The following is a 17,857-nucleotide window of genomic DNA, read 5'->3' on the forward strand; positions in this document are numbered from 1 at the left end:
GCACTCTTAAACCAAAGCAAAAGAGCTCAAAGATTGAGATCGTCGTCTGGATTCACGGCCATTTCATCGTCAGCGAAAAGCGTTTCTTCCAGTTCTTTGCGCTGCTCCATCTGACGCAAAAAGTATCCCGTCATCATCGCGGACGCCAACATGTTGGCCAAGTTGTCGCGATTCGCTGTGACCTTGACCTCAAATTGCTCGCCGGGAAGCATGCCGAGCAAACCCTGAACGTTGTGGCGAATAATGTCTTGAATATCGTTACTGGCAGAACGGGCCACTCGCTGCAGCACGTCCGGCGATTGGTCCTGGAGATATTGGATCAAGCTATTAACGGGCTGGCCGTCCTGGCTGTCCGTGGTTAGGAACTCTGGATTGAACATCCTGCCCACCTGTCGTCAGTCACTGGACCCTATCGCAGCTGCGATCTGGGGCACCTCCGAATCTTGGTGTGAGAACCGAATCGGACCGAACCGGTTCAAGGGCCAATAACGCCACACCGCGGTGCCAATCACCCTCTCATCAGGCAGTGCACCCCATACATGGGAATCAAGGCTGGCATTGCGGTTGTCGCCCAGCACCCAGTACTGCCCCTGGGGAACAGTGAGGGGCCCCTGGTCGTAATCCATCTCCGCAGGCTTCCAGTCTTCTGGCACAGGGATGTTGTTGCGCAGCAACGCGCCATCTCGCACTTCAATCGTGTCTCCTGGGCGGCCCACCACACGTTTAATCAGAGCGGCATTGGCGTCGTAGCCAGCCTCTACGAGCTGGGTGGGCACCGCAAACACCACAATTTGATCCAGGCCAATCGGTTTGTGCCGTTGACGGTTCAATTTGGGCGTGATTTTCTCCACCAGGATCCGGTCTTGCAACTGCAAGGTGGGCAACATCGAACCGGAGGGAATCCAGCGGGGTTCGATCACCTGCCAACGCAGGAGCAGGGCCAACACCACCCACACCAGTAGGCCTATCCAACTGTTGCGCTTGGGTTCTGAGTTGGGAGTGGGTGCCATGGCAGGTTCTGCGTTAGCCGAGGATCGCATTAGCCATCACCGCTCCCCTGACGCAGGCCCTCGCCAATCTGCAAGCTGCTGTCCTGTTGCTCCAGACCCTGCAGCAACAGGGTCTGCGCCACGTGGTGCTTTGTCCTGGGAGTCGCTCCGGCCCCTTAGCCCTTGCCGCCGCTGGCTTGCAGCGCGCTGGGCTGATCACGCTCAGCACGGCGATCGATGAACGCTCTGCTGGGTTTCATGCCCTCGGTCGCTCCAGCGCCTCTGGTACTGCCACGGCCGTGATCACCACCTCCGGAACCGCGGTGGCCAATCTTCTCCCCGCCGCCGTAGAAGCGGATCGCTCCAGCCAGCCGCTGCTGCTGATCAGCGCCGATCGGCCCCTACGGCTCAAAAACAAAGGGGCCAATCAAACCGTGAATCAGGAAGCCTTCCTCACCCCGGTGTGCCGCTGGTGTGGATCAGGTCCCTTGAATGGCCTCAACGCAGGGATGGAGCAGGAGCTGCAAGCCCTGGCTCACAAGGCCTGGCGGCATCTGCATCAGCAGCCCGGACCTGTACATCTCAACGTTCCCTTTGAAGAGCCCCTGCTCCCGGATCTGAGTCAGCAGAACGCGTTTTGGAGCCAGTGGAACCGTTCAGAGCCTGAGGCCATCACCCACAGCGCTGAACCCTGGACGCCAACGAGCAACAACGCCCCGCCAGCACTCGATCCTGACCAGCCTGGTGTGATCGTTGCCGGGCCCTGGCGAGGACTGAGCTCCACGCTTGCGCCCTATCAAGCCGCCTTAATCGCCTGGCAACAGCGCAGTGGCTGGCCCGTACTCGCCGATCCCCTCGCCGCGATCCCAAACGGCTTAGGGGGCGTGATTCGCTATTGGGATCTGCTGCTCCCCAACGGTTTGAGCCAGCTGCCCGCCAACGCCGAGGTGCTGCGCCTGGGCTCGATGCCGGCCAGTCGACGCCTGGAGGGCTGGCTAGCGAGCCAGCAAGGGCCACAACTTCTGATCACAGAAGGTGATCCACGGCCCCTCGATCCGCTCGACGTCGCCCAGCAATGGAGCAGCGGCCTAACGCAGTGGTGGCAACAGCTCAGCCCCCAGCTCAATCGCTCTCCTGCTGAGGCCTCGGCTGGCGCACAGCAAACACGGTCGCTGCTCAACGGCTGGGAAAACGCAGACGCTGCTGTTGGCAAGCGCCTCTCGGCCCTGCTGCCGATCCAGGGAGCAGCCAATGAACCCGCCTTGATGCTGGCCCTAGCGCAGCTGTTGCCAGCTGCGCTGCCTGTGATGCTCGCTGCCAGCAGTCCGGTGCGTGATTGGCAAGCCTTTGCCGCAGGCGATACCGGGAGCCGGCGCTGTTTCAGCTTTCGGGGTGCCTCCGGCATCGATGGCACCCTCTCCCTGGCCCTGGGTCTAGCGGCCGAGCTCGGTCCAACGGTGTTGATCACAGGTGATTTAGCGCTGTTGCATGACAGCAACGGCTGGCTCCTGGCCAGCGCTAACCAACTGCCCTTGTTCGTGCTGTTGATCGACAACGCCGGCGGCGGCATTTTCGAACAACTGCCCATAGAAACCACCCCCAGCGATGGCTTTGATCAGCTGTTTGCCATGCCCCAACGGGTGGACCCCCTCGCTCTGGCCTCAGCCCATTCCATCCCCGTGCGTCAGCTCGCCTGCCTAGACGATCTGCCTACCGCCCTGGAATGGGGGTTGGATAGATCTGGACCAGCACTCCTGCGGGTGTGCACCGATCGCCGCAACGACGCCCAGCTTCGCCGCAATCTGCGTGAGGCGTTACAACAGGATTCCAGCCTTTCCTAATCGCCATGCCAGAGCCCGTCATCCGGCAGGTGCTCCCTGGATCCAGCGGAGTGAACTGGCAGCCCTGGGGAACCTACGAGGATGTGCTGCTGGATCGCTGTGATGAGGGCATTGCCCGTTTAGCGATCAATCGACCCACCAAGCGCAATGCCTTCCGGCCTCGAACGGTGTCGGAGCTCTGTGACGCCTTTGCCCGGATCCGCGATGACAGCCGCATCGGCGTGGTGATGCTCACCGGTGTGGGCCCCGCCGCCGATGGGGGCTACGCCTTTTGTTCAGGTGGTGATCAAAGCGTGCGCGGCGATGGGGGCTATCTCGACGAAACAGGCCTGCCCCGCCTCAACGTGCTCGACCTTCAACGCATCATTCGCAGCCTGCCCAAGGTGGTGATCGCTCTGGTGGCGGGGTATGCGATCGGTGGCGGTCAGGTGCTGCACCTGCTCTGCGACCTCAGCCTGGCGGCGGAGAACGCTGTGTTTGGTCAAACCGGGCCACGGGTTGGCAGTTTTGATGGCGGCTTTGGTGCCGGCTATCTGGCTCGCGTGGTGGGCCAGCGCAAAGCCAAGGAGATCTGGTTTCTCTGCCGTCAATACGGCGCCGACGAGGCCCTAGGCATGGGCCTTGTGAATGCGGTTGTTCCCTTAGAGGCTCTCGAAGCCGAAGGAGTGCGTTGGGCCAGAGAGGTGCTGCAACACAGCCCAACGGCGATTCGCTGCCTCAAAGCAGCGTTCAATGCAGAAACCGATGGCTTAGCTGGCATCCAGGAATTGGCCGGACAGGCCACCCACCTCTTCTATCGAACCGAAGAGGGCCAGGAGGGCCGCAATGCCTTCCTGGAGAAGCGCAATCCAGATTTTTCCGACACCCCATGGCTGCCTTAGCCACAAAAGTCGCTAAAAAAAGAAAGCTGTTGCGCCCCTTCGGATGCGGTTTCAAAAGCCTGCTCAGTTGATGCCTACTGCGCTGCTCACCGCCTCGCTGCTCGCCGCAGCGGCAGGAGTGGCCTCAGCACAAGAGGTTGGCGAAACCCTCCTAACAGAGGTGAAGGGCGAGATTTTGGTGGAGGCTCCAGAGGAGGGTCCTAAACGCAAATCCGATCCGATCCCGCCCCTGGCGATCCCCTTGAGCGATGCCGCCTCCCTGGCCCGTGTTCCGAGCGATGTGATGGAGCGTGATGGGCTGCAGCTTGTGCTCGACCGCAAGCACCATCAACTTCTCGTTCTGAGGGATGGCCGGATGACGCGCCGGTTTCCAGCCGCGGTGGGCACCGCAGGCTGGGAGACCCCTGCCGGACGCTTCAGGGTCTTTGAAAAAGTGAAAAAACCGGTGTGGACCCATCCGGTGAGCGGTGATCTTGTGGATGCGGAAAGTGAAGGAAATCCCTTGGGTTCACGCTGGATTGGCTTCTACCGCGACTGCAATGGACGCTCGGGTTGGGACGGCGAGCAATACCTGGATATCAATGGCTGCACCGTGGCCGGGTTCCACGGAACCCCCTATCGCTGGACTGTTGGCCGGGCTGTTTCCCACGGCTGCGTACGCCTGTACGAGGAGAACGTTCAGGAGGTGTTCGATCTCGTCAGGGTTGGAACTCAGGTGACCGTGGTCCCGTGAAAGTGATGCCAACGCAGTAATGCGTCTACAGTCTCGCGGCTTGCAGGTTTGATCGTCCATGCGCGTGCTCTTTGCCGCCGCCGAATGCGCCCCCATGGTGAAAGTCGGTGGGATGGGCGATGTGGTGGGATCCCTTCCCCCTGCCCTGAAGGCTTTGGGGCACGACGTTCGCTTGATCATGCCGGGATACGGCAAGCTCTGGTCCCGATTGGAGATCCCTACGGAACCGATCTGGCGAGGCCAGACCATGGGCACCGATTTTGCGGTCTTTGAGACCCGTCATCCCACCAATGGCCTTACCATCTACCTGGTTGGTCACCCCGTCTTTGATCCAGAACGGATTTATGGCGGAGAAGATGAAGATTGGCGCTTCACCTTTTTTGCCAGTGCTGCGGCTGAATTTTCCTGGAACGTCTGGAAGCCGAATGTTCTCCATTGCCATGACTGGCACACCGGCATGATTCCGGTCTGGATGCACCAAGACCCAGAGATCAGCACCGTTTACACGATCCACAACCTCAAATATCAGGGGCCCTGGCGCTGGAAGCTGGACAAGATGACCTGGTGCCCTTGGTACATGCAAGGCGACCACACCATGGCTGCCGCCCTGCTCTATGCCGATGGCGTGAATGCGGTGTCACCCACCTATTCCAGAGAGATCCGCACCTCGGAATACGGCGTAAAGCTAGATGGGTTGCTCAATTACATCTCCGGCAAACTGCGCGGGATCCTGAACGGGATTGATCTGGAGGCCTGGAATCCAGCCACCGATCGGGCCTTACCCGCCACCTTCAGTGCCGATGATTTGTCGGGTCGCTCCCGCAACAAGCAGGTGCTCCAGGAACGCATGGGTCTCGAGGTCAGATCCGATGCCTATCTGCTGGGCATGGTGAGCCGTCTGGTGGATCAAAAAGGCGTTGATCTGCTGTTGCAAGTGGCGGATCGTTTACTCGCCTACACCGACACCCAGATCGTGGTGCTTGGCACCGGTGATCGGGGCTTGGAGTCCGGTCTTTGGCAGATGGCCTCCCGCTATCCAGGTCGCGTTTCTGTTTTTCTTACCTACGACGACGACCTCTCACGCTTGATTTACGCCGGCAGTGACGCCTTCCTGATGCCCAGTCGGTTTGAGCCCTGCGGCATCAGCCAATTGCTCGCCATGCGCTACGGATGCGTGCCCGTGGTGAGAAAGGTAGGTGGTTTGGTCGATACGGTTCCACCGCATGATCCTGCCCAGCACAGCGGCACAGGGTTCTGCTTCGATCGGTTCGATCCCGTGGACTTCTACACCGCCCTCGTGCGCTCCTGGGAAGCCTTCCGCCATCAAGACAGCTGGCGTGAACTGCAGCGCAGGGGCATGCAGCAGGACTACAGCTGGGCGCGTTCAGCCTTGGAATACGACCAGATGTACCGGGAGGTCTGTGGCCTCAAGGAGCCAGGTCCCGATGCCGCTGCCGTTGAACAGTTTTCCCAAGGCCAGAGTGCCGATCCCTCCTTGGACCCAGGCCAACGCGGAGCCCCCACCAGCCCCCCCGAACAACCCACAGACGACTCGCCCAAGGAACCTGGCTCACGCAACCCGCTAGCCAGACTGTTTGGCGGTCAGCGACGCTAATGCTGCAGGCAACCACGAATGCAGGATTCCTTCGAACCGCAGCCATCTGACAACGACAGCGCCCTTCCAGCTCCTTACAACAGCCCCTGGAAGGCCCTTGGCCAAGATCTGAGGGCCGTGAGCGCCGATCTGCGTCTTCGCAGCCAAGAGCTGTGGCGCCGTAACCGCGAGGGAGATCTGTCGGTTCCAGCGTTTTGGCCAGAGCCATTCGCAGCGTTGTTTTGGCCTGTGCTACTGGGATTCGGCCTCGCAGTCCTGATCCTGGGCGGCATTCAATTGCGTCAGGCCCTTCAAGGGCAGTCGCCACCAGCAGCTCCAGAGGTGGAACGTGTCCGCACCACCCCCTTCCCCGAGGCCCGTCCCCTGCCGATCAGCCCCAGCGTCGACGCCGATCCCATCAACCCCAAGGAGTCAGACGCGCCTGCAGCTGCTGATGAACCAACCCCAGGGGTGAGTGACCAGGAGCTCAAAGCAACATCAGTAGACACAGAGGAAGACAAAGAGAGCGACTTATTGCGCTTTGCTCCCCTTCTCGAGCTGCTGGCAGATGAGGAAGGCACAGAGAGCAACCCAGGACTAGCCCTGATTGTTTCGGCCCAACCTCAGCCAGAGCGCAACGCCGTGACGTTGCAAATCGATGCTGCCGCTTGGATGCAACGGTCTCCTGACCAACGCCAACACCTAGCCGAAACCTGGTGGACCCGACTGGAAGACCAGGGCTATGCCGATCTGCGTCTTGTGAATGAACAACAAGAGCTCTTGGCTCGACCCGCCAGGATCGGTGGCGGCATGATCGTGTTCGATCCAAAGAGGGTTTAAACGTGCTGGATCTAGCTGATCTCGTTTCGCTCTGGGGGCCGCCACAACGTGGCGATGGCGCTGCACCCAACCTCCAGCAACGCTTAGGCCCTGTCTGCACAGACAGCCGACTGCTCACGGCAAACGCCTTTTTTGTGCCGTTACGCGGTGAGCGCTTTGATGGTCATCGCTTCCTCGCCACTGCAACGGAGCAAGGCGTGCAGGGCGCCGTGGTGGCCCGTGATTGTGACATTCCAATACCGCCAAGCTTGCTGCACTGGTCCGTGAACGACACGCTGGAGGCCTACCAACAGATCGCCTGCTTGGTGCGGCGCAACTTCAACAGCACTGTTGTAGCCGTCACCGGGTCCGCCGGCAAAACCACAACAAGAGAACTGATTCGCGCCGCGTTAACACCCCTTGGAGGCGTTCAAGCCAGTATTGGCAACAACAACAACGACGTTGGCGTACCACTCACCTTGCTTGGTGTAGACGAGCAGCACGCTGCTGTGGTGGTGGAGATGGGAATGCGCGGCCCTGGTGAAATTGAACGCTTATCGCGTTGTGCGGAACCTGAGATTGCCGTGATCACCAATATCGGCACGGCGCACATTGGCCGCTTGGGCAGTCGCGAAGCAATTGCCGCTGCAAAATGTGAAATCACTGCAGCGCTTTCAGCCGATGGCCTTGTGGTGATTCCAGCTGGAGATCCTCTTTTGGATGCCTCCCTCGAACGATGCTGGAGTGGTCGTGTGCGGCGTGTGGCGCTTGTAGGCGATACCAACAACTCTGGTCAAGCAGCTGATGATCTCGGCGACTACAACCCTGCAACGGGACAGATTCAACTAAGGAATCACAGCTATCGCTGCCCCCTAGAAGGGAGACACAATGCACGCAATTTCATGTTGGCACTCGCCGTTGCCAACACCCTCGGCGTTGCACCCTCAGACCTACAACAGCTCGATGTCGAGGTACCGGGAGGTCGCAATCGCCGCCAACAAATCGGTGCCTTAACGGTTCTCGATGAGACGTATAACGCTTCACCGGAAGCAGTGTTTGCGGCGTTGGATTTATTAGCAGCTCAGCCAGGTCGACGGTTTGCAGTACTCGGCACCATGCTGGAGCTCGGACCAGACAGTGAACGCTTACACAAGGCGGTGATCGATCACGCCGCAGCCTTGAAGCTTGATGGACTGGTGGCTGTGGCCACTGGCTTGGAGGCCAAGGCCATGAGCAACGCAAGTGCAGCATTGCCACTGTTTCGGCAGGTGGAAACACCCGAACAGGCCGCTGAACCTTTAATCGAGTGGCTCAGGCCTGGAGACACCGTGCTCTTAAAAGCCAGTCGAGGGATTGCACTGGAACGATTGCTTCCGTTATTGCCACAGCTTTAGGTCAGGCGGCTCTCAGCGCGTCCGCTGGGTCTTCGCAGCGAATCAAATCGATCGCATGGGGATGGTCATGGATGTAGCGAATTTCCTCCATCGCCAACACCCTTGCTTCAAAGGCATCTCCCGCATAAAAACATTCTTCTTGATGATCACTGGTGGCATCGCGATAGCGAACAGTGAAACGCTTTTGATCGGACATGGAAGTATCAACCTGTCGCCCCACGCTTACGCATCAACGAACGCAGGCCAAGGGCATGCTGTGAAAAAAGTCTGTTGATTCAGCTCACTCGGCGTTGCGATCCCAGCCTTCCTTGATCAATTGCTTCGCACGACCGATCGCAAGGGATCCATCAGGAACAGCTTTGGTGATCGTCGACCCCGCAGCGATCGTGACATTTTTTCCGATCACAACAGGTGCAACCAATACGGAGTTAGCCCCAGTCTTGCTGCCCGCACCAATCACGGTGAGATGCTTATTCTTGCCATCGAAATTGGCCGTAATCGTGCCCGCTCCCACATTCACATTGGCGCCTAACTCTGCATCTCCGATGTAACTGAGGTGATTCACCTTGCTACCAGAAGCGATCACACTCTTTTTAATCTCCACAAAATTACCAATCTTGCAGGAATCACCAACGGTGGTGGCAGGTCGGATATGGGCGAAGGGGCCAATCGCAACATCGTTACCAACACGTGCATTACGCACGACGGATTGCACAACCGAGACATCACAACCGAGTTCGGCATTGTCAAGCAAACTGCCTGGGCCTAGGCGGCAGTTATCGCCAATTCGGCAGGTGCCTCGCAGATGAGTTTGGGGTTCGATCACCACGTCACAGCCAAAGCTGCAGTCCTCACTCAGGGTGCAACTGGCGGGATCCACAAAGGTCACACCCTCATCCATCCAGTGATCACGCAAGCGCTGTTGCAAGACACCCTCACACTGAGCGAGTTGTCTGCGGTTATTGATTCCATTCACCTCATCGGGATCACTCACCTCCATCTGCATCGCCACGCCTAGGAGCTGCACCGTATCGGTGAGATAGAGCTCGCCCTGATCGTTGTCGGTGCTCAATTTCGGCAACACCTCTGCCAACTTTTCCCAGTTGAAGCAATAAATGCCCGCATTGGTGAGGTTGTTGGCCCGTTGCTCGTCGCTGCAATCGCGATGTTCAATAATTCCGCTCACCCGGCCATTGGCATCGGCAAACACCCGGCCATATCCAGTGGGATCGTCGAGCCTTGCCGTTAACAAGGTCACATCTGCCTTGCTGCTGCGGTGCGTGCTCACCAATGCATCAATGGTCTCGGCTCGCAGAAGTGGAACATCACCGTTCAGCACTAATAATTCGCCTTGAAAGCCCTGGAGAGGCGCCAACAACTGTTGGACAGCATGCCCAGTTCCATTCTGTGGCTGTTGCAGCACAAATTCCAAGCCGCCATTGGAGCTGAGCTGCTCTTCCACACGCTCCGCTTGATGGCCAACGATCAACAGCCGGCGCTCTGGCGCAAGGTTCCGGGCACTGGCGAGCACGCGTTCCACCAAAGTGGCCCCCGCTAGGGGTTGAAGCACTTTCGGAAGCGCACTTTTCATACGCGTGCCTTTCCCAGCAGCAAGAACGGCAACGGCGAGCATGGAACGGGAGCAAGACCGGCGAAATCTACCGGTGGAAGCAGATTCTGGGAACACCAACAGGCAACTGCGGGACTCGGATCTCCACTTGAAACTTGATCAGCGGGGAGGAGGCTGAGCCAACAGTCTGATCACGATTCAGATGGTATTGGCTCTGATATTTCTCCCTAAAAAACAGACTTAATCGCCTTCATAAAACGCTTCCGGCCAGATTGCCTCACAGCCTGGGTCTCGGGCTAATGCGGCAGCCTTCACATCATCCACCTCCAAATTTCCGATTTGGTGGGCAGCAATCAACAGCATTAAACGTTTTAAAGCCTGACGACCCTGATCAGGCTGTAGCCAACCGAGCCCGTAATACGTGCAAGTGGCATTCAGCCAACCTTGGGCCTCTCCGCGCAACTTGATCTCGATACCGTCGAGAGCAGGAGTGGCAATCGATGGAGTGGCCGTGAGCAAAAACGTTGCAGCAACCAGTGATAAGAGCTTGCGCAAACTGAATCCATCAAATCCCAAAGTATGAAAGCGCCAATTCAATGGACTTTCCACTTTCGCTGCCAAGCGCTGGTGCTAGGCCGTTCAGTTAAAGCCTGTTCTTGTTGGCGTCGCTTCAAGATCGAAGCGGCCAAGTCGGTGCCTGACGGGTCTCGGTAGGGCACACCCGCCCTCGTCTGAAGATGTTCCTCTTCCATCACGCTCAAGCCACACCAACCAGGGCCCGTTTCAGGTGGAGTCTGATCGCGATCTTTAGAACATAACGCCAGAGTTCCAGAGCTCCACTCTGATTTTTCTCCTGCCTTTGGAAGCAGCGAGCGCAACTCGAGACCGGCATGGCGCAAACTATTTCTTACTGCTGCTGCTCTGCAATAGGTCAACAACCGCCCCCCAGGTGCGAGTAAGGAGGCAAGGCTCTGCAGAAATTCCTCACTCCAGAGCTGGGGACATTTTCCAGGAGAAAAAGCATCCAACAGGATCAAATCCAGTTGTAATTCCTTGGGTAGGTTCTGCAGCTGCTGACGCGCATCACCCCAAAGCATCTGCACCGAATGCTGCCGGAGCGAATCCTGCCAATAACCATCAGTAGCAACTGCCCCTAAGGCAGCAACAACATGCTTAGGCCAAAGGTCTATAAATCTCGGCTCAGCAAGGGCAAGTCTTAGAGGCGATCGATCAAGTTCTAACCCCCAACATTCCAAACTTGGCCCGCCCGCATTAGGAAGGGCCGCCATCAGGGCAGCCGTGTTGTAACCCAACCCAAAACAGACATCTAAAACACGTAAACAACCACCGCTGGGAAAGCGATCAAGCTGAGCCGGCAGCACAAACTTACTATTGGCTTCTTGAAGTGCACCGCCAGAACTATGGAAGCCTTCAGCAAAACGATCGCTATGCAAACTGAAGCTTCCGTCTGCTGTGAAGCGCGTACTCAGCACAGAGGAATCAGCGACGCAATCTCTCAAGATCGTCCCAGAAGGTGGGGTAACTCACAGCCGCTGCTTCGCTGCGGGTAATTCTTGAATCACCCTCGGCCATTAAGCCAGCAACAGCAAGACTCATCGCCACACGGTGGTCTGTCTCACTATCCAATTCCGCACCTTTCAGAGAGCGGCCACCACGAATGGTGAGACCATCCGGATGTTCATCAATGTCGGCACCCATGGCTTTAAGTTGCCGCGCCATTACAGCAAGTCGATCCGTTTCTTTCACACGCAACTCAGCTGCACCACGAATACGACTTTCTCCATCACAAAAACAGGCCGCGACACTCAGGATTGGAACTTCATCCACCAAACGCGGCATGATCTCCTCTCCAAACTGAAAGGCCTTGAGGGGACCATGACTCACCTGCAGATCGCCAACAGGTTCACCCGCAACATCGCGGCGATTCAACACGTTGATCGAAGCGCCCATCATCTCCAACACGTCCAGAATCCCAGTACGCGTGGGATTTAAACCCACATTTTCCACCGTAATCTGAGCGCCAGGAACGAGGGCACCTGCCACAAGCCAGAAAGCCGCTGAACTGATATCTCCCGGCACCACAACATGCTGACCTTTCAATGTGGCACCGGGACGCACCAAAATATGTCGTCCCATCTCACCACCAACTTCAAGGTCAGCACCAAAGGCTCTGAGCATGCGCTCGCTGTGATCACGAGAATGGGCAGGTTCGATCACACTCGTTGCCCCATCCGCAGTGAGAGCAGCCAAGAGAATGGCGGATTTCACTTGAGCACTGGCAACAGGGGTCCCCACAACAGCACCCCTCAACCTTTGCCCCTGGACAGCCAGCGGAGCCAAATTTCCTCGATCGCGACCACGCACATCTGCCCCTAAGAGGGAGAGGGGTTGACCAACCCTGTTCATCGGCCGGCGACAAAGAGAAGCATCACCGGTCAAAACAAAATGGCGCCCCTCGCGTCCAGCAAGAAGACCAAGCATCAACCGCATGGTTGTGCCCGAATTACCGCAATCGAGAATCTCCGAAGGCTCTTGCAAACCATCAAGACCAACGCCCTCAATGGTCACCATTTCACCGCTCTGAATCGGCGAAATCATTGTCCCCATCGAGCGCAGGCAAGCAGCTGTACTAATCGGATCCTCTGCTGGTAGAAGACCTTCGATTGTGGTTGTGCCCTCAGCGATGGCACCAAAGAGCAGTGCCCGATGAGAAATAGATTTATCGCCTGGAACACGGACCCGGCCATGGAGGCTGCCACCTGCCTTCAGATCCCTAGGGGAGCCATTTGATCCCGACACCGTTGAACAGCCTGTGGTTGATGAAAACAATCCTATTAGCCCGATCTTCAAAGGCTCAGGCTTGTCGTTAAAGTTGTCACCAACTCCTGCTGTAAAAGCAAAAACCTTCGCTAACAACCTAGAAAAAAAGCAATAACGATCACATCAACAAAGAAATAGCCCTGAAAATACAAACTTAATCATTCCAATATGCTCATAAAAAACAATTAACAGGAGAATAGAGATCACATCCAAGCGATGATTAGGCCGCCAAAACCTCCGAACAAACCCGGCGAAATAACTGTGAGTTGATATATCATTTTATACAATCTGATGATTCATATGACGACCATGATGTCAGGAGATTTAGGTAAGCTAGCCAGAACATTAGCCAGCATCAATTGCATTGCCTCAAAAGGGGTCAGAGTTTAGACATCACATTCTTGGATCTTGATGAAGCCAAAACTTGCAAATTTTTAGCCATAGAAGAAGGGGTCTTACGCGTCTGCCTCGTCTCAACAATCAATTCCGAACTAATTCCAATTGGTTTTTTTGGTTCAGAGTGGTTGAGGCTTGAGAAAAACAGACTTAGAAATTTTGATCTGCGCCTAGAAGCATTAAATGAAGTAAAGTTTAAAATAACATCCACCCATGATTGCGCAAACGAAGTGGATTCCATCTTTCACAATCACTGGCTACTAATATTGTGCATGATAAAATCATCCACTCAAGTTGAGATCAGAATCTGTCGTTTAATCGCGATTTTAGTATTTTCGTTTGGAAGAAGGAATAAGGAGAGTTATACACTCCCATTCGAATTAAGCCATTCACAAATCGCCCTCTTAGTTGGCTGCACCCGATCAACTGTAACGCGTCAAATTGGCTTCATGAAAGAGAAGGGATTAATCTGCTCTGACAAATACCAGTTTGGAATCTTAGTTAGCGAGAAACTAATCGCACAGGAATCAACATTTGTAGAGTATTTGCAATTCACTTGATTAACCACGACCGCATTTACAATGACCACCTTTCCACTTCGAACACTTTGATTTTTTACAGCCTTTTTTCTTACTAAAAAAGCTCCAAACTGAAAGTCTTTTCGTCATTTTATCGATCCCAAGGCTTTCTTGTGAACCCTGAAGTCGTGCCATTTGAGTCATCTTGAGATTGACTCTCATTATACATGGTCGAAAGCGCACAAAATAAACAATGTTGCTTGACGAAACAGTGGAAGAAGTCAATAATTAATAAGTGATTTTTGATTCAGAGGAGTGTTCAATATGACGACTTCAGATTCGTCAACGCAGATTGCAACGAACGTTGCACAGGGACCTAATGGAAGGGCACTGGCAGAATCCATGAATCCAGATTTGCTCAGTGCAATCCAGCAACACATTTCAATCGAAAGGCATGCCTCAATCACCTATTTGGCAATGTCCATCTGGTGTGCTGAATGTGAACTTGCTGGTTTCTATCAATTTTTCGATGGTGAAGCGAAAAGCGAGCAGTCCCATGCCGTGCACTTCACCCAGTATTTGATAGCACGCAGTCAATCCAACGACTTGCAAACCTTGGATGCTCCTAGGCAAAACTGGGACAATTTGGCTGCATTAATGGCAACAGCCTTTCAAATGGAAGCTGATACAACGTCTTCGATCCAAAGCGTGTATGCCATGGCTGAAAGAAACAGCGATACCAGAACTACCGTATTCCTAGATCCACTCATTGAAGCCCAAATTCAATCCGAAGATCAATTCGCGTACTTGCTCGGGCGGGTGAAGTTCGCGAATGGTGACCCCACAGCGCTGCTTGTCATCGATAACGAATTAAGAGCAGGTCAAACGCAGCGAGGTTGACCTCAGCATTGCTCGTTTGCTTTGTTCGTAGAGCAAACGAGCACTAATCGTGAGCTGCTCAAGCTTAAGGACGTCAAAAGTATCATAAATTTCCACGAGCCTGATGTGAATCGATTCCAAATCGTCTGTTAAACGCTTCTTCAGCAGTGGGCTGATCGATTTAATTGTTCTTTCAATGGCGATGCACTGATAACTCGTTAAATATTCAACCTCCTGACTCAAGGTCAGAACCAGACTTTCACTAGCCATTCCTTCCACGTAATCACCTAAAATCCGAGCGGACTCGATTCAATCAATCTAGGAGAGAGTTTCATAGAAGCTTCACCAGAGTTGGTCACCAACATTTCACCATTGCGAAGTTTGGAGATCAAGCGCGTAGACGTCACTCTGGTAGAGCCGATCAATTCACCAATTCGGTCGTGTGTAAGTCGAAAGGGAAGATTGCACCACTCTCCATAGCGCTTACCCAAGCGATTCACTAACAGACTCAGCAAGGCGTGAAGTCTCTGTTCTGCTTGTCCTAAGTGACGGATTCTCAGAAGTTGCAGCGTCCACTCATTCACTGAGTCATACCCATTTGGGGATGGCTCCATTGATTTCGTTTCGATTCTCAGTGGAGTCATCGCTTCAACGCAAATGCCATCACTGCACAAACAATCAGTTCTCAGCTGGTCACCCGTCTGTAGGAAGGCAAGCGTCATCCCTTCTGTTTCTTCGCAAGGGCAATACACCCTGGCAATGCCTTCGAGCACATTTAATTTCATGCAATCACTACGCCCGTGGGTGTCGACAAGCACGGTTTGCCCCGTCGGGATTTGGATCGAGGACGTGGGGTCGTCAGGCAGGAAGCGGAAGCTCACGGAGTGGTTTTAACGCTAATGAGAATTGATAGCAACATAGCCGAAGCAGAGCCTTTCTGCAATCGATTCTCAATAGCCATTGCTTGTTGAAGGGGATCGTGTGCGATCTCGACCCTTTTTGGTCGAAAACGACTGACTTTGCGTCTGATCGCCAACAAATCCATCCCTGCCACCGATGGAGTCACGTCGAACAAGAACGAACGCAACCGCTACAAGCGCTGCGAGAGCGAACAAAGATGCTCTAAGTATGAATTTTGTAGTGTCCAAGTCTCGAGTTAATTTCGAGGCCATTGTCTAGCGACAAAAACAGAATTGAATTTGCTTGTATCAAATGACGCACCTTAATGTGCTTTATGTAAAAAAAAATTGTATTGTACAGGAGCACCAAAGTGTCTTTTTTACGTCGCAACTTCGGCAAAGAACAATTAAATTTGCGTCGACGCATTTTGCGTCATCTTGTGTGAGGATCAATTTGAAACTTTTCCATCAACTGCTGGTGGCCCCAGCTGCCCTGGGCCTTTTAGCACCTGTGGCTGCGAACGCCACTGACTTCAACGCAGCTGAGCTGAACATCAACGGTGTGTCTGACTACGACGCTTCCTCTGCATCGAGCAGCCTCGAGCAAGTCACCAGCATCACTCAGTTTTCAGACGTTTACCCAACCGACTGGGCTTATCAGGCACTGAGCAACCTGATCGAGCGCTACGGCTGTGTGGCTGGTTACCCCAACGGCACCTACCGCGGTAACAGGGCCATGACCCGCTTTGAAGCGGCTGCTCTGTTGAACGCCTGTCTCGATCGCGTCACTGAAGTGACCGACGAGCTGAAGCGCTTGATGAAAGAGTTCGAAAAAGAACTCGCCATCCTCAAGGGCCGTGTGGACGGTTTGGAAGCCCGAGTTGGCGAACTGGAAGCAACTCAGTTCTCCACCACCACCAAGTTGAGCGGTAAAGCCGTGATGACCCTTGGTGCCACCTCTTATAGCGGTGACGAGACGAATAATCTCAAGGATGAAGATGGCAATTATGTAGGCGACACGGGAACATCTTTCTCGTACCGCACCACCCTCAACCTCAATACGAGCTTCACCGGTAAAGATCTGCTCTACACCCGCCTTAGAACAGGTAATTTCAACACCAACGCTTTCTCGGGTAAGGGTTACACCGGAAGTCAATCTCAAATCGAGGCCTCCAAGAGTAGTGCTAACAGCCTGGAAGTTGACAAGCTTTGGTATCAGTTCCCACTCGGAAATGATTTCCAAGTGTTTGCTGGTCCCCTGATCGAAAACTACTACATGTTGGCCGCCACACCCAGCGTCTATAAGCATGTGTTGAAACAGTTCAAACTTGGTGGTTACTACGGTGCCTACGGCGCAAGTACCTCACCAGGTGCAGGTATCAACTGGATCAGTAACAGAAATGCTGATTACGGTGATGCCAAACTGAAAATTAGTGCCAACTATGTCGCTAAAAACGGTCCAAATAGTGACCCCAATAATGGTGGTATCGCTGGTGATCGTTCCAAAGGTAAGTTCCTGAGCCAAATCGCTTATGGATCACCTCAGTGGCAAGTATCAGCAGCCTATGCTTACTCACAGGCTGATATGACAGTTGGTGGAGCAGGTACTCCCGCTGGTCTTAACAAAGGAGGATATTCAGACGCCAATCAGTTCAACCTGAACGCTTATTACCAGCCCCTAGATAGCGGTTGGATGCCTAGCGTGAGTGTTGGTTGGAGCATCACAAGCTTCAACGAAAAAGATGGATTTACTGACGGCGATGTCACCCAATCACAAGGTTGGCTTGTTGGTCTGAACTGGCAAGATGCTTTCATGCGCGGTAACCGTTTAGGTTTCGCAATTGGACAACCACAGTTTGCGACTGCTCTGAAGAATCAGGGTAAAGATGGCAATGGTTATGCAGACGATGGCAACTATGCCATGGAACTGTATTACGATTTCCAAGTCACCGACAACATTACTGTGACTCCTGCGCTGTTCTACTTGAGCCGTCCTTTCGGTCAAGAGACTGGATCTAGTTTCAAAACAGGTGGTGCAGGTGCAGACACCTTTAGTACCCTTGGTGGTCTTGTGCAGACTACATTCAAGTTCTAGAACCTAAATCCATTTAGGATCATGATTGAGGAGGGTTTAACCCTCCTTTTTTATTCTCAATTCAAATTGCATTAAAAAAGGAGGGGCTAATAAGTCCCTCCTTAAAAGCCTGAAGAGTCTTTCTCTTACCAGCAATTCTCACCCTCGCCAATCGGAATGCAAATATCCTGCTCTGCTGCTTTTTTAGCTGCAGCCTTGGCATCAGCATCTTTCTTAGCTGCAGCATCGAGATCTTGATCTGTCGACCATTCTTGAAGGCCACCCGTCGGTGCTTGATCAGCTTGAACAGGGTCCACTATGGCTAGCTGACCTGACAATGCAGCTGCACTAGCAAGAAAGATTGAAAGAGCAGATGTCTTTTTCATGAAATTTGAGCACTTGCTTTTATTTTACTGAATACAACGCGAA

At 54.3% G+C, this 17,857-nt stretch carries 18 protein-coding genes; 9 read left to right on the forward strand and 9 right to left on the reverse strand.

The window, feature by feature from the left end; translation table 11 throughout:
* Positions 1-26: 26 nt before the first annotated feature.
* The gene (locus tag SynSYN20_RS08000) at positions 27-380 is read right to left on the reverse strand and encodes a DUF760 domain-containing protein (RefSeq protein ID WP_006852777.1); all 354 of its coding nucleotides are present in this window, start codon (positions 378-380) and stop codon (positions 27-29) included.
* A gap of 15 nt (positions 381-395) precedes the next feature.
* Positions 396-1,010: a signal peptidase I gene (gene lepB, locus SynSYN20_RS08005; protein WP_186522821.1), complete on the reverse strand. Its 615-nt coding sequence runs from the start codon at positions 1,008-1,010 to the stop codon at positions 396-398.
* Positions 1,011-1,096: 86 nt separating this feature from the next.
* Here lepB and menD point away from each other — a divergent pair, with 86 nt between their 5' ends.
* The 6 genes from menD to murF all read left to right on the forward strand — a co-directional run bounded on the left by menD (position 1,097) and on the right by murF (position 8,251).
* Positions 1,097-2,830, forward strand: coding sequence for a 2-succinyl-5-enolpyruvyl-6-hydroxy-3-cyclohexene-1-carboxylic-acid synthase (menD, locus tag SynSYN20_RS08010; protein WP_186522822.1), 1,734 nt, complete (start codon positions 1,097-1,099; stop codon positions 2,828-2,830).
* A gap of 5 nt (positions 2,831-2,835) precedes the next feature.
* A complete protein-coding gene (gene menB, locus SynSYN20_RS08015) occupies positions 2,836-3,711 on the forward strand; it encodes a 1,4-dihydroxy-2-naphthoyl-CoA synthase (RefSeq protein WP_186522823.1) in 876 nt (291 codons plus the stop codon).
* Positions 3,712-3,781: 70 nt separating this feature from the next.
* The gene (locus SynSYN20_RS08020; RefSeq protein WP_186522824.1) at positions 3,782-4,444 is read left to right on the forward strand and encodes a L,D-transpeptidase; all 663 of its coding nucleotides are present in this window, start codon (positions 3,782-3,784) and stop codon (positions 4,442-4,444) included.
* A 58-nt stretch (positions 4,445-4,502) separates the two neighbouring features.
* Positions 4,503-6,059 carry a glycogen synthase GlgA gene (gene glgA / locus SynSYN20_RS08025; RefSeq protein WP_186522825.1) on the forward strand — a complete coding sequence of 519 codons (1,557 nt, stop codon included), beginning with the start codon at positions 4,503-4,505 and terminating at the stop codon, positions 6,057-6,059.
* A gap of 18 nt (positions 6,060-6,077) precedes the next feature.
* Entirely contained in the window at positions 6,078-6,878 is an 801-nt protein-coding gene (locus SynSYN20_RS08030) for a hypothetical protein (RefSeq protein WP_186522826.1), read from the forward strand.
* Between the two features lie 2 nt (positions 6,879-6,880).
* Positions 6,881-8,251 (forward strand): UDP-N-acetylmuramoyl-tripeptide--D-alanyl-D-alanine ligase, encoded by a 1,371-nt coding sequence (gene murF / locus SynSYN20_RS08035; RefSeq protein WP_186522827.1) that lies wholly within the window; start codon positions 6,881-6,883, stop codon positions 8,249-8,251.
* A 1-nt stretch (position 8,252) separates the two neighbouring features.
* Here murF and SynSYN20_RS08040 read toward each other — a convergent pair whose 3' ends face one another.
* From SynSYN20_RS08040 to aroA, 5 genes are all read right to left on the reverse strand, one after another.
* Positions 8,253-8,447, reverse strand: coding sequence for a hypothetical protein (locus tag SynSYN20_RS08040; protein WP_186522828.1), 195 nt, complete (start codon positions 8,445-8,447; stop codon positions 8,253-8,255).
* 84 nt (positions 8,448-8,531) lie between these two features.
* A complete protein-coding gene (gene glmU, locus SynSYN20_RS08045; RefSeq protein WP_186522830.1) occupies positions 8,532-9,884 on the reverse strand; it encodes a bifunctional UDP-N-acetylglucosamine diphosphorylase/glucosamine-1-phosphate N-acetyltransferase GlmU in 1,353 nt (450 codons plus the stop codon).
* A 177-nt stretch (positions 9,885-10,061) separates the two neighbouring features.
* Positions 10,062-10,430 carry a hypothetical protein gene (locus SynSYN20_RS08050; RefSeq protein WP_255476209.1) on the reverse strand — a complete coding sequence of 123 codons (369 nt, stop codon included), beginning with the start codon at positions 10,428-10,430 and terminating at the stop codon, positions 10,062-10,064.
* Entirely contained in the window at positions 10,415-11,341 is a 927-nt protein-coding gene (locus tag SynSYN20_RS08055; RefSeq protein WP_186522832.1) for a tRNA (5-methylaminomethyl-2-thiouridine)(34)-methyltransferase MnmD, read from the reverse strand. Before SynSYN20_RS08055 ends, SynSYN20_RS08050 begins: the two co-directional genes overlap by 16 nt.
* Complete coding sequence (aroA, locus tag SynSYN20_RS08060; RefSeq protein ID WP_186522834.1) at positions 11,322-12,641, reverse strand: 3-phosphoshikimate 1-carboxyvinyltransferase; 1,320 nt, start codon at positions 12,639-12,641, stop codon at positions 11,322-11,324. Before aroA ends, SynSYN20_RS08055 begins: the two co-directional genes overlap by 20 nt.
* Before the next feature lie 422 nt (positions 12,642-13,063).
* Here aroA and SynSYN20_RS08065 point away from each other — a divergent pair, with 422 nt between their 5' ends.
* Together SynSYN20_RS08065 and SynSYN20_RS08070 are read left to right on the forward strand one after the other, a co-directional pair.
* Positions 13,064-13,618, forward strand: a complete 555-nt coding sequence (locus SynSYN20_RS08065) for a helix-turn-helix domain-containing protein (RefSeq protein WP_186522836.1) — start codon at positions 13,064-13,066, stop codon at positions 13,616-13,618.
* A 360-nt stretch (positions 13,619-13,978) separates the two neighbouring features.
* Positions 13,979-14,476, forward strand: coding sequence for a ferritin (locus SynSYN20_RS08070; RefSeq protein WP_255476210.1), 498 nt, complete (start codon positions 13,979-13,981; stop codon positions 14,474-14,476).
* 266 nt (positions 14,477-14,742) lie between these two features.
* Here the strand turns inward: SynSYN20_RS08070 and SynSYN20_RS08075 are convergent, their stop codons facing one another.
* Positions 14,743-15,336 (reverse strand): Crp/Fnr family transcriptional regulator, encoded by a 594-nt coding sequence (locus SynSYN20_RS08075; protein WP_186522840.1) that lies wholly within the window; start codon positions 15,334-15,336, stop codon positions 14,743-14,745.
* Between the two features lie 472 nt (positions 15,337-15,808).
* On the opposite strand from SynSYN20_RS08075, the gene SynSYN20_RS08080 reads away from it, so the two are divergent.
* Positions 15,809-17,449 carry an iron uptake porin gene (locus SynSYN20_RS08080; RefSeq protein ID WP_186525529.1) on the forward strand — a complete coding sequence of 547 codons (1,641 nt, stop codon included), beginning with the start codon at positions 15,809-15,811 and terminating at the stop codon, positions 17,447-17,449.
* A gap of 125 nt (positions 17,450-17,574) precedes the next feature.
* On the opposite strand, the gene SynSYN20_RS08085 is transcribed toward SynSYN20_RS08080, so the two are convergent.
* Entirely contained in the window at positions 17,575-17,814 is a 240-nt protein-coding gene (locus tag SynSYN20_RS08085; protein ID WP_186522841.1) for a hypothetical protein, read from the reverse strand.
* Between the last annotated feature and the right edge of the window lie 43 nt (positions 17,815-17,857).

This window comes from Synechococcus sp. SYN20 (assembly GCF_014279555.1).
GTDB lineage: Bacteria > Cyanobacteriota > Cyanobacteriia > PCC-6307 > Cyanobiaceae > Synechococcus_C.